This window comes from Pseudomonas sp. FW215-R2 (assembly GCF_058789255.1).
The window spans coordinates 1-12,577 of record NZ_JBYTBO010000044.1; the positions used below are offsets into that span (position 1 = coordinate 1).

The window sequence follows — 12,577 nt, forward strand, 5'->3', positions numbered from 1 at the left end:
TCCCGAACCGGAACAACCGGTGGAAGACGAGGACGCGGTCAAGCCACCGCCCAAACCGGTGGAGAAACCCAAGCCGATCGAAAAACCGAAACCGGTCGAGAAACCCAAACCGGTGAAAAAGGCCGAGCCGCCGAAAGCGCCGCCCGCCCCTGCGCAACCGGCAGCGCCTGCCGCCCCGGCCACCCCGAGCGCGCCTCCGGCACCTGCTGCGGCACCGGGCCCGGTGAAAGAGTCGGCGGCAATTTCCGGCCTCGCCAGCCTCGGCAACCCGCCACCGGAATACCCGTCGCTGGCCCTGCGGCGCAACTGGGAAGGCAGCGTGGTGCTGCGGATTCAGGTGCTGGCCAACGGTCGTGCAGGCTCGGTGACGGTGACCAAATCCAGCGGCAAGCCGCAACTGGATGACGCAGCGGTCGCGGCGGTGAAAGCCTGGAAGTTCATTCCGGCCAAACGCGGCGACACACCGATCGACGGCTTCGCCACCCAAACCATCGATTTCAAATTGCCGCAATGACGGCGCGACAACCGAACTCACAACCGATTAACGCAAGCGAGGTGTAGCCATGAACGATTCTTTGTCTTCGATGATTGTCCCCGGCGTGCTCTGGGGGCTGGTGCTGTTTTCCGTGGTCAGTTGGGCAATCCTGCTGGTCAAGTCGGCGCAATACCTGCGCCAGAAAACCCAGAACAGACAGTTCAGCAAAGCCTTCTGGGGCGCGCCGGATCTGCTGACCGCCGCCGAGCACGCCAGCCAATATCCGGGCTCGCTGGCGCGGATCGCCAGCAGCGGTTTCGAAGCCTTGCTGGTGGAGGAATCCCCCCGCACCACCCAGCAACTGGCGCACACCATCAACCGTTCCGACCGACTGGAGCGCAACTTGCGCCAGCAGATCCAGAAGGAACGCCGCTCGCTGGAAAACGGCCAGGCGATCCTCGCCAGCATCGGCAGCACCGCGCCGTTCATTGGCCTGTTCGGTACCGTGTGGGGAATCATGGAAGCCCTGCAAAGCATCGGCGCCAGCGGTTCGGCGAGCCTGGAAACCGTGGCCGGGCCCATCGGCCACGCGCTGATCGCCACCGGCGTGGGGATTGCCGTCGCGGTGCCGGCAGTGCTGATTTACAACTTCTTCCTGCGGCGCCTGAAGCTGGCCTCGGCGGACATGGATGACTTCGCCCACGACTTCGACGCCCTCGCCTCGCGCAGTGCGTTTTCCATCAGCCGCCAGGCCATCGCCAAATCCACGGCCGCCGTGCGGGAGGCCAGCTGATGTCCTTTTCCACTCAAGACAGCGATGAAGTGCTCAGCGAAATGAACGTCACGCCGCTGGTGGACGTAATGCTCGTGCTGCTGGTGGTGTTCATCGTCACCGCGCCGCTGATGACCAATGCGATCAAGGTCAACCTGCCGAAAACCGACGCCGTCGCCCCCGCCGAAAAGAAAGACCCGGTGGTGGTCAGCGTCGATCAGGACGGCAAGTTCTTCCTGGCCAAGACCGAGCTGGCGCCGGAATCACTGGAGGCCAGCCTCAAGGAGGTCAAGGCCAAGGACGCCGAAGTGCGCGTGCAGCTGCAGGCCGACTCCGCCGTGAATTACGGCCAGGTAGCCAAAGCCATGGCATCCATCGAGCGCTCGGGCATCACCAAAATATCGGTGATGACCACCCGCTGACGCCGGTGCCGGGCGCGCTGTGAGGGACGCGCCCGACACCGTTCGTTGAATCCCGTCGCAATCGGCCGACCGAAAAAACGCACCGCGTCTTCGGAGGGGATCGGCTTGCTTGAAGAAAGTGGTTTTCGCGGCGCGGCACCACCGTGCTCCGTGCAAAGAGGGCTCACAAGGCCATTTCGATAAACGTCTAACAAAGTCGGAAACAACCATGCTGATGAACACTCCACGCTTCACGCTCAAACCCTTGGTGGCGACGATTTCCCGCCACCGTTTCGTTCCGTTGTACCTGGTGGCCATGGGGATGGGCGCCGGGGTTCAGGCTGCCGAGGACGACAACAGCGTCCCGGCCGCCGCTGCGGTGGTCGCGCCGACCACGCAACTGCAACGGGTCGAAGTGACCGGTTCGGCGATCCGTCGGGTCGATGCGGAAACGGCGGTGCCGATCACCGTACTCAAGGCCGAGGAACTGCGCAAACAGGGCGTGACCACCACCGCCGAACTGGTGCAGCGCATCACCGGCAGCCAGTCGATCAACAACAGCGCAGGCTCGGTCGGCGCGGCCACCGGCGGCGCATCGTTCGCCGACATGCGCGGCATCGGCGCGAACAAGACGCTGGTGCTGCTCAACGGTCGCCGGCTGGCGAACAACGCCCTGTCGGGCACCAACTCGGCCGGCGGCGCGGTGGATCTGAACATGATCCCGTTTGCCGCGATCGAGCGCGTGGAAGTGCTGCGCGACGGCGCCTCGGCCCTGTACGGCACCGACGCCATCGGCGGCGTGATCAACTTCATCACCAAGAAATCCATGACCGACGGCCAGCTCACCCTCGGCGGCGAAACCCCGACCCACAGCGGCGGCGGTGCGACCAAGGACATGAGCGCCAGTTGGGGTTACGGCGACCTGGAGCAGGACCGCTTCAACGTGCTCGGCGTGTTCAACTACAACAAGCAGCAGAACCTCGACGCCAACGACCGCTCCTTCGCCCGCGACTACGTGCCCGGCCGTGGCCTGGACCAGACCTCCGGCACCGCGTTCCCCGGCAATTACAGCCAGAACGGCAATGCCACCAACCCGCTGGCCAACAGCAATTGCAACGGCCCCAACCTAGTGGCCCGTGACGGCCTCTGCCGCTTCAGCACCCGCGAATACATCGACCTGGTGCCGCAGACCGAGAAGACCTCGTTCTTCGGCAAGACCACCGGCAAACTGGCCGATGATCACAACGTCAACCTCGAATACTTCTGGTCGCGCAACAACAACGCCACCGCTGTCGGCCCGGCGCCATTGACCGGCCTGAGCCTGGATTCGTCCTCGCCCTACTACCCCGGCAACGGCATCACTCCGGCGCCCACCGGCTTCGCCCTCGACCCGACGCAACCGGTGGATGTGAACTGGCGCGAAACGGCTGCCGGCCCGCGCGAATCGAAAGACCAGAACACCAGTCAGCGCTTCCTGCTGAGCTTCGACGGTCTGGTTGGCGGCTGGGACTACAACGTTGGCGCCTCCTACAACCAGAACAAGATCGTCTCCAGCGTCACCAGCGGCTACGTCAGCGATCAGGCGATGATCAGCGGTCTGGCCAGCGGTCTGCTCAACCCGTTCGGGCCGCAGAGCAGCGCCGGTCAGCAATACATCGATCAGGCCATGTACCACGGCGCCTATTCCACGGCGGTCGGTCGGGTCGCCGGTTTCGACGGGCGGATCAGCCGCGAAATCGGTGACTGGTTCGGTGCCGGCCCGTCGGGTCTGGCGCTGGGCGGCGAGTACCGCAAAGAGAAATTCCACCAGGACTTCGAGCCGTTCGCCGGCGACATCCAGAGCCTGGGCATCGACCCGGCCGGCAGCGTTGAAGGCGACCGCAGCGTGAAAGCCGCCTACGCGGAAATCAACGTGCCGGTGCTCGACAGCCTGGAACTGTCCGCCGCCGTACGTCACGACAAATACAGCGACTTCGGCAGCACCACCAACCCGAAATATTCGTTCCGCTATCAGCCGCTCAAGGAGCTGGTAGTACGCGGCGCCTACAGCGAAGGTTTCCGCGCGCCGTCGCTGTATGAGTTGTATTCGCCGCGCAGCATCACCTACACCCAGGGCTACTACAACGACCCGGTGCTGTGTACCGGCGGTGTCGTGCAACCGGGCGGCAACGGCGGGCGCGATTGCGGTCAGCAGTTCCTCAACCAGATCGGCGGCAACGAAGACCTGGCCCCGGAGAAAGCCCGCAACGTGACGCTGGGCTTCGTCTATCAGCCGGTCAGCAATCTGTCCGTGGGACTGGATTTCTGGTGGATTCACATCTCCAACCAGATCCAGCCGTTCCCGGAATCCACCGTGTTCGATCAGGCCGGCAGCTACCCCGACCGCTTCGTGCGCAACGCCGACGGCACGCTCAATTACATCGTCACCGGCAACGCCAACCTCGGCATCGTCGAAACCAACGGCGTCGATGTGTCGCTGGACTATCGCTTCCCGAACACGCCGTACGGTCAATTCGGTCTGGGCCTGCAAGGCACTTATGTCGACGAGTACGACTTCCAGAGCACCATCAAGGGCCCGTTCACCGACAAGGTCGGCGACTTCAAGGGCGACGGTGTGATTGCCCGCTGGAAACACAACCTGACCGGTTCCTGGACCTTCGGCGCCGCCCGTGCGGCGCTGACCAACCGCTTCACCACCGGCTACAACGACTACGACCGCGAAACCAACGCGCGGGTCGCGTCGTATTCGGTGTGGGACCTGTCGGCCGGTTACACCTTCGACAAGGTGCTAGACGTCGATGCCGGGGTGAAGAACCTGTTCGACCGTGATCCGCCGTTCTCCAACCAGGCCTACAACTTCCAGAGCGGCTATGACCCGCGCTACACCGATCCGCTGGGCCGCACGCTGTTTGCGCGCATGACGTACCACTTCTGAGTCACGGTCGGGGCCGAGCAAGACTCCGGCCGGCCCCCTCCCCTTGCGAATTCGCATCCCGCAGCGGCCAGCCGCCGCTTCGGGTTTTTCCGGCTCAGAGGAACGACTTCATGACATTCATGCGCAACATGGCCGGCTTGCTGCTCGGCAGCGCGCTGCTGTGCAACGTGGCATCTGCGCTGGCCGGCGGCAGCTACGCGATGACGGTGTACGGCGAGGCGCCGAAATACCCCGCCGGCTTTCACCACTTCGACTTCGTCAATCCCGACGCACCAAAGGGTGGCTCGCTCAGCCGCGCCTCGATGGAAATCGGTCAGTACAACTACATCACCCCGTATGCCGATCAAGGCATTTCCGTGGTGCAGGTCAACGACTGGGTGTATTCGCCGCTGGCGTTCCGTTCGCTGGACGAGCCCTACACCGTCTACGGTCTGGTGGCGCAATCCATGGAGCGCGATCCCGGCGGCCTGTGGGTGCGTTTCAACCTGAATCCCGAGGCGCGTTTCGCCGACGGCACACCGATCACCGCCGAGGACGTGCGCTACACCTTCGAGTTGTTGATGACCAAGGGCAGCCTGAGTTATCGCCAGCAATACGCCGACGTGCAGGATGTGCTGATCGAAGGCCCGTGGCAGATTCGCTTCACCTTCAAGAACAACCTCAACCGCACGCTGGCGCTGGATCTGGCGTCGCTGCGACCGGTGCCCGAACACTGGTGGAAGACCCGCGACTTCGCCAACGGCGGCGGCTTCGAACCGCCGCTGGGCAGCGGCCCGTACCGTGTCAGCAAGGTCGACGCCGGGCGCAGCATCGGTTTCCAGCGTGATCCGCACTGGTGGGGCAAAGACCTGCCGGTCAGTCGCGGGATGTATAACTTCGACAGCCTGACCGTGAATTTCTACGGCGACACCGACGTCGCCCGGCAACTGCTGCAGGCCGGCGCGTTCGACTACAACCGCGAGTTTTCCTCGTCTGGCTACGTGGTCGGCTACGACAGTCCGGCCCTGCGCGACGGACGCCTGCAACAGGCGATTCTCGCCCCGGACAAACCGACCAGCGCCCAGGGTTTTGTGTTCAACCTGCAGAACCCGCTGTTCAAGGATCGCCGCGTGCGTCAGGCGCTGAGCCTGCTGTGGGATTTCGAGTGGACCAACAAGCAGATGATGCGCGGCTTCTACGTGCGCCAGAACAGCTACTGGCCAAAGAGTGAAATGGCTGCCACCGCACTTCCCGACGCCGGGGAACTGGCGATCCTCGAATCGCTGCGCGGACAGATTCCGGACGAGGCTTTCAGCCGGGTCTATCAGGCGCCTAAAACCGATGGCAGCGGCTACATCCGCGACAAGCAGTTGCAAGCATTAAAGCTGCTGGCCGAAGCCGGATGGACGCCGAAAAACAATCGGCTGGTGAACGCCGCCGGCGAGCCATTCGAATTCACCTTCCTCGACGGCCAGGGCGGTTTCGACCGCATGCTGCTGCCGTACAAACGCACCCTCGCGCAGATCGGCATCACCCTCAATCTGCGACGCATCGATTCGGCGCAGTACATCAACCGGCTCAACGCCCGGGACTACGACATGATCGTCACCAGTTTCCCGCGCAGCGGCGATCCGATCGTCTCGCCGGGCCGCGAGTTGTACAGCCTGTACGCCTCGCAGAGCGCCACGCAGGTCGGCAGCTCCAATTCAATGGTGCTGGCGGACCCAGCGGTGGACCAACTGATCGACGGCCTGGTGCAGGCCAATACCCGCGACGCCATGGTGCGTTACGCCCGCGTCCTCGACCGGGTGCTGCAATGGGGTGACTACATGATTCCCAACTACTACTCCAAAGGCACGCCGACGGTGTATCAGAACCGCTTCGGCATGCCGCCGGTGCAACCGATCTACAGCGAAGGCCTCGACACCTGGTGGGAGGTCTCGACCAAGCCGCTGACCAACCAGCAAATGAGTGCCTTGCACCAACTCGCGGGGGGCCAGTGACATGTGGCGTTATCTGAGTCGACGTCTGTTGCTGATCATCCCGACGCTGCTGTGCATTCTGGTGGTCAACTTCGTCATCGTGCAGGCCGCGCCCGGCGGCCCGGTGGAACAGGCCATCGCCCGCCTGCAAGGCTTCGGCGGGCACAGCATGGGCGGCGCCAGCGAGGTAACCGCCATCGGCGGTGCCGGGCGCAGCAGCCGTGGCCTGGACCCGGCGCTGATCGAAGAAATCAAACACCACTACGGTTTCGACCGACCGATGCACGAACGCCTGTGGCTGATGCTCAAGAACTACGCGCAACTGGACCTGGGCAGCAGTTTCTTTCGCGGTGCGAAGGTGACGGATCTGATCGTACAGAAACTACCGGTGTCGCTGTCCCTCGGCCTGTGGGCAACCTTGATCACCTACCTGATCTCGATCCCGCTGGGCATTCGCAAGGCGATCCGAAATGGCAGCGCATTTGATGTCTGGAGCAGCACGGCGATCATCGTCGGCTACGCAATGCCGGCGTTTCTGTTCGCGATCCTGTTGATCGTGGTGTTCGCCGGGGGCAGCTACGTCAACTGGTTTCCGGTGCAGGGGCTGGTCTCGGACAACTTCGACAGTCTGAGCCTGTGGGGCAAGGTCGGCGACTACCTCTGGCACCTGGTGTTGCCGGTGACGGCGCTGGTGATCGGCGGTTTTGCGACGCTGACGATCCTGACCAAGAACAGCTTCCTCAACGAGATCAGCCGCCAGTACGTGATCACCGCGCGCGCCAAGGGGCTGACCGAAAGACGCGTGCTCTACGGCCATGTGTTTCGCAACGCGATGCTGCTGGTGGTGGCCGGTGTGCCGTCGGCGTTGATCGAGGTGTTTTTCGCCGGTTCCCTGCTGATCGAAACCATCTTCAACCTCGACGGCCTCGGGCGCATGAGCTACGAAGCGGCGGTGTCGCGGGACTACCCGGTGGTGTTCGGCACGCTGTTCCTGTTCACCCTGTTCGGCCTGTTGATCAAGCTGATCGGTGACCTCTGCTACACCCTGCTCGACCCGCGCATCGACTTTTCGGCGAGGACTGCCTGATGTTCACACTCTCCCCTCTGGGCCGGCGGCGCATCGCGCAATTCAAGGCCAACCGTCGCGGGCGCTGGTCGCTGTGGCTGTTCATCGGGCTGTGCCTGATCTGCCTCGGCGGCGAACTGATCGCCAACGACAAGCCGCTGGTGATCCGCTACCACAACGCCATTTACTTCCCGATCCTCAGCGATTATCAGGAAACCGATTTCGGGGGCGAACTGCCGTTCCAGCCGGATTACGCCAGCAATTACGTACACAGGCTGATCGAGGATCAGGGCGGCTGGATGCTGTTCCCGCCGATCCCGTTCAGCTACGACACGGTCAATTACGACCTCACGGAACCAGCACCGAGTCCGCCGTCCTCCAGCAACTGGCTGGGCACCGACGATCAGGCGCGGGACGTGTTGGCGCGGGTGATATTCGGCACGCGGATTTCGATTCTGTTTGCGCTTATCCTCACCGCCGTCAGTGCGCTGGTCGGCATCGTCGCCGGGGCGTTGCAGGGTTACTACGGCGGCTGGGTCGACTTGCTCGGGCAACGGGTGCTGGAGATCTGGTCGGGGCTGCCGGTGTTGTACCTGCTGATCATTTTGTCCGGGTTCGTCTCGCCGAGTTTCTGGTGGCTGCTGGGGATCATGGCGCTGTTTTCCTGGCTGGCACTGGTGGACGTGGTGCGCGCCGAGTTCCTGCGCGGGCGCAGCCTGGAATACGTCAAGGCTGCGCGGGCGCTGGGTCTGATGGACAGCGAACTGATGCGCCGGCACATTCTGCCCAACGCCATGACCTCCACCCTCACCTACCTGCCGTTCATTCTGACCGGCGCCATCGCCACCCTCACCGCACTGGACTTTCTCGGCTTCGGCATGCCCGCCGGCACCGCGTCGCTGGGAGAACTGATCGGCCAGGCCAAGCGCAATCTGCAAGCGCCGTGGCTGGGGCTGACGGCGTTTTTTGCCCTGGCGCTGATTCTGTCCTTGCTGGTGTTTATCGGCGAAGCCTGCCGTGACGCGTTCGATCCGCGATCCTGATCCCCGGAGCTGAAATGACCGATAACCTGATTGAAATCCGCGACCTGCGCGTCGCCTTCGCCGGGCATGAAGTGGTGCACGGCGTAAACCTCGACATCCGCCGTGGCGAGTGCCTGGCACTGGTCGGCGAATCCGGCTCGGGCAAGTCGGTGACGGCGCACTCGATCCTGCGTTTGCTGCCGGCCAAGACCGTCAGCAGCACGGGCAGCATCCGCTACAACGGCGTGGACTTGCTGCACGCCAGCGAAAATCAACTACGCAGCTTGCGCGGCAATCGCATCGCGATGATTTTCCAGGAGCCGATGACCTCGCTGAACCCGTTGCACACGGTGGAGAAACAGATCAGCGAAGTGCTGGAGATCCACAAGGGGCTCAAGGGTCGCGCCGCTCGCCAGCGCACGCTGGAGCTGCTGGAACTGGTGGGCATTCGCCAACCGTTGCAACGGTTGAAGGCCTATCCGCACCAGCTCTCCGGCGGCCAGCGGCAACGAGTGATGATCGCCATGGCGCTGGCCAACGAACCCGAATTGCTGATCGCCGATGAGCCAACCACAGCGCTGGACGTGACCGTGCAGCAGAAGATTCTGGAGCTGTTGATCGAGTTGCAGCAACGCCTCGGCATGTCGCTGCTGCTGATCAGCCATGACCTCAATCTGGTGCGGCGCATCGCCCAACGGGTGTGCGTGATGCGCCACGGGGAAATCGTCGAACAGGCCGATTGCGAAACGCTGTTCCACACCCCGCAGCATCCTTACAGCCGCCTGCTGATCGAGGCGGAACCATCCGGCGCGCCGGTGCCGAGCCGCTACGATCACAACCTGCTGGAGGTGGACGATCTGAAAGTCTGGTTCCCGCTGCCCAAGGCGCTGTTCAGCCGCACCCAGGAATACATCAAGGCGGTAGACGGCGTGAGTTTTCGTCTGCAACGGGGCAAGACCCTGGGCATAGTCGGCGAGTCCGGCTCGGGCAAGTCGACGCTGGGCCAGGCGATTCTGCGGCTGGTGGAATCCGAGGGCGATATTCGGTTCGGCAACAAGCAATTGAGCCTGCTCAATCAGCGTTTGATGCGCCCGTTGCGCCGGCAGATCCAGGTGGTGTTCCAGGATCCGTTCGGCAGCCTCAGCCCACGGATGTCGGTGCAGCAGATCATCGCCGAAGGCCTGCTGACCCACGGCATCGGCACGGCCGAGGAACGTGAGGCAGCGGTGATCCGCGTCCTGGAGGAAGTCGGCCTCGACCCGCAGAGCCGACACCGCTATCCCCACGAATTCTCCGGCGGCCAGCGCCAGCGTATTTCCATCGCCCGGGCGCTGGTGCTGGAACCGGCGCTGATTCTGCTCGACGAGCCGACCTCCGCGCTGGACCGCACGGTACAGAAACAGGTGGTGGAATTGCTGCGGCAGTTGCAGATCCGCCATGGCTTGACGTACCTGTTCATCAGCCATGACCTGGCGGTGGTGCATGCGCTGGCGCATGACTTGATGGTGATCAAGGATGGCAAGGTGGTGGAACAGGGAGCGTCGCGCGAGATTTTTGCGGCGCCGCAGCATGCCTATACCCAGGCGTTGCTCAAGGCTTCCGGGCTCGTGCAGGCACGCCAAATTGAGGGATCTGCAACGGCTGCAAAAAATTTCTCATGAGCCCTGCATCCAAACCGTTCCGTCACGGGTAGTCCCTGTAACAGCCCTCTTTCGGCTGTCAGCGGTTTACCCTTTTCGGAGAAACACTGATGAACATCACCCAATTGATTGGCCTCACCGGTTTGCTCGCTGTCGCCTCGACAAGCTTTGCCCAAAGCAGTTATCCCGACGCGATCAAGGTGCCGGACGGCCACAAGATCGCCCTGGAAACCACCGGGGTCGGCGAGATCACCTACGAATGCCGGGACAAAGCCAATGCCACCGGCCAAACCGAGTGGGTGTTCGTCGGCCCGAAAGCGGTGCTCAACGATCGCAGCGGCAAACAGGTCGGCACCTACTTCGGCCCGCCCGCCACCTGGCAGGCGCAGGACGGTTCGAAAGTCACCGGCACGCAACTGGCCGTTGCCCCCTCAAGTCCGGGCAACCTGCCCTATCAACTGGTCAAGGCCAACCCCGCTGAAGGCAAAGGCGCGATGAGCGGCGTGAGCTACATCCAGCGTGTCGCCCTCAAGGGCGGTGTGGCGCCGGGCAGCGAATGCACGGCCGCAAACAAGGGTAAACAGGAAGTGGTGAAGTACCAGGCCGATTACATTTTCTGGGCGGCGAACTGAACCTGACTGGACGTTTGGTCGATGCTTGCTAGATTGCAGGACATGCCCTTGCCCGAAAACCTGTTCGATTACGAAGCCCGCCTCGCCGCCTGTTCTCGCGGTGAGCGCGAGGCGCTGCGCGAATTGTACGTGCAGGAAGGTCCGCGGCTGCTCGGTGTGGCCCGGCGTCTGGTGCGTGATACGGCGCTGGCGGAGGACATCGTCCATGATGCGTTCATCAAAATCTGGGCCGGCGCGTCGGGGTTCGATCCGTCGCGCGGTTCGGCCCGCGGCTGGATGTTCAGCGTGACCCGGCATCTGGCGCTGAATGTGTTGCGCGATCATGGCCGGGAAACACCGCTGGACGACAGCAACGAATCACTGGCGAGTGATGACGGCTTCGACACGCTGGCGCAATCGACGCGCATCCACCGCTGCCTGCATCAACTGGAACCGCAACGGCGCCGCTGCATCCTTCACGCCTACGTCGACGGTTACAGCCACGCGCAGATCGCCCAACGCCTCGATACGCCGCTGGGCACCGTCAAAGCCTGGATCAAACGCAGCCTCAATGCGTTGCGGGAGTGCATGGGATGACCACCGAATCGGCGCAGGAACGCGATGAACTGGCGGGCGAATACGTGCTTGGCACGCTCTCGGCCGAAGAACGCGCCGAAGTGCAGCGACGCCTGCCGAACGAGCCCGAGCTGCAAGCGGCCGTGGATGCCTGGGAACGGCGTCTGCTGGAACTGACCGACCTCGCCCCGGCGCATCAGCCCTCGTCGCAGTTGTGGCAACGCATTGAACGCAGTGTCGGGCAACTCGCCCATAAGATGGCGCCAGAGATTTCATGGTGGAACCGCCTGTCACTGTGGCGCGGTTTGAGCGCTGCCGGGTTGGCCGCAACCTTGTTATTGGGTTCGATCCTGTTAACCCAGACCACGCCGAAACCGAGTTATCTGGTGGTACTGGTCGCCCCGCAGGACAAGGCGCCGGGCTGGGTGATCCAGGCCAGCAGTCCCCGGGAGATTCAGTTGATTCCGCTGGGCGTGGTCGAGGTGCCGGCGGACAAGGCGCTGGAGTTCTGGACCAAGGCCGACGGCTGGCAAGGCCCGGTGTCGCTGGGTCTGGTCAAGCCGGGGCAAGCGCTGTCGATCCCGCTGGACAAGCTGCCGCCGCTGCAACCTAACCAGTTGTTCGAGCTGACGCTGGAAGGCGCCAATGGTTCGCCGATCGGCAAACCCACCGGGCCGATCCAGGCGATTGGCCGCGCGGTGAAGGTGCTGTGACAAACCATCATCGGCGTCGATGTTCACCATCACGTCAATGAAGTTCTCTTAAAAAATCCCGGGCGTAACATCTGCTCCATACCAAACAAACAACACCCCCGGAGCACAAAATCATGAAACGCCAAGTCATCCTCAGCATTGCCCTTTCGGTTCTGGCCTTCAACGCATTTGCCGCCAAACCTGCCCACACCATGATCGCTGAAGGCGGTTCGGATCGCTTGATCGAACAGCGCGTTGCCGAGGGTGGTTCGGATCGTCTGCTGGAACGTCGCGTCGCTGAAGGCGGCTCGGATCGTCTGCTGGAACGTCGCGTCGCTGAAGGTGGTTCGGATCGTCTGCAAGAGCGCCGCGTTGCCGAAGGTGGCTCGGATCGTCTGCAAGAACGTCGCGTTGCCGAAGGTGGCT

12 protein-coding genes are annotated in these 12,577 nt (G+C 63.1%); all 12 read left to right on the top strand.

Translation table 11 applies throughout. The annotated features are described in order from the left end of the window. On the top strand, positions 1 to 514 hold a 514-nt coding region (locus AC3WRD_RS29645; protein ID WP_146013114.1), incomplete at its 5' end, for an energy transducer TonB. Between the two features lie 49 nt (positions 515 to 563). Beyond that, positions 564 to 1,268, top strand: coding sequence for a MotA/TolQ/ExbB proton channel family protein (locus AC3WRD_RS29650; RefSeq protein WP_007959058.1), 705 nt, complete (start codon positions 564 to 566; stop codon positions 1,266 to 1,268). After that, positions 1,268 to 1,669, top strand: a complete 402-nt coding sequence (locus tag AC3WRD_RS29655) for an ExbD/TolR family protein (protein WP_007959059.1) — start codon at positions 1,268 to 1,270, stop codon at positions 1,667 to 1,669. Before AC3WRD_RS29650 ends, AC3WRD_RS29655 begins: the two co-directional genes overlap by 1 nt. A gap of 208 nt (positions 1,670 to 1,877) precedes the next feature. Next, positions 1,878 to 4,583 carry a TonB-dependent receptor gene (locus AC3WRD_RS29660; protein WP_173861409.1) on the top strand — a complete coding sequence of 902 codons (2,706 nt, stop codon included), beginning with the start codon at positions 1,878 to 1,880 and terminating at the stop codon, positions 4,581 to 4,583. Between the two features lie 110 nt (positions 4,584 to 4,693). Next, on the top strand, positions 4,694 to 6,565 hold the full coding sequence (locus tag AC3WRD_RS29665; RefSeq protein ID WP_102622578.1) for an extracellular solute-binding protein: 1,872 nt from the start codon (positions 4,694 to 4,696) through the stop codon (positions 6,563 to 6,565). A gap of 1 nt (position 6,566) precedes the next feature. After that, positions 6,567 to 7,631 carry a microcin C ABC transporter permease YejB gene (locus AC3WRD_RS29670; RefSeq protein WP_096823061.1) on the top strand — a complete coding sequence of 355 codons (1,065 nt, stop codon included), beginning with the start codon at positions 6,567 to 6,569 and terminating at the stop codon, positions 7,629 to 7,631. Further along, complete coding sequence (locus tag AC3WRD_RS29675; RefSeq protein WP_102622579.1) at positions 7,631 to 8,653, top strand: ABC transporter permease; 1,023 nt, start codon at positions 7,631 to 7,633, stop codon at positions 8,651 to 8,653. Before AC3WRD_RS29670 ends, AC3WRD_RS29675 begins: the two co-directional genes overlap by 1 nt. Before the next feature lie 14 nt (positions 8,654 to 8,667). After that, on the top strand, positions 8,668 to 10,293 hold the full coding sequence (locus AC3WRD_RS29680) for an ABC transporter ATP-binding protein (protein ID WP_102622580.1): 1,626 nt from the start codon (positions 8,668 to 8,670) through the stop codon (positions 10,291 to 10,293). An 89-nt stretch (positions 10,294 to 10,382) separates the two neighbouring features. Next, positions 10,383 to 10,904, top strand: coding sequence for a DUF3455 domain-containing protein (locus AC3WRD_RS29685; protein ID WP_102622581.1), 522 nt, complete (start codon positions 10,383 to 10,385; stop codon positions 10,902 to 10,904). Positions 10,905 to 10,946: 42 nt separating this feature from the next. After that, positions 10,947 to 11,480, top strand: coding sequence for a sigma-70 family RNA polymerase sigma factor (locus AC3WRD_RS29690; protein WP_173861410.1), 534 nt, complete (start codon positions 10,947 to 10,949; stop codon positions 11,478 to 11,480). Beyond that, complete coding sequence (locus tag AC3WRD_RS29695) at positions 11,477 to 12,172, top strand: anti-sigma factor (RefSeq protein ID WP_102622583.1); 696 nt, start codon at positions 11,477 to 11,479, stop codon at positions 12,170 to 12,172. Before AC3WRD_RS29690 ends, AC3WRD_RS29695 begins: the two co-directional genes overlap by 4 nt. 113 nt (positions 12,173 to 12,285) lie before the next feature. Then, positions 12,286 to 12,577, top strand: a 292-nt coding sequence (locus tag AC3WRD_RS29700; RefSeq protein WP_102650885.1) for a phage infection protein, incomplete at its 3' end; no start/stop codon positions are given.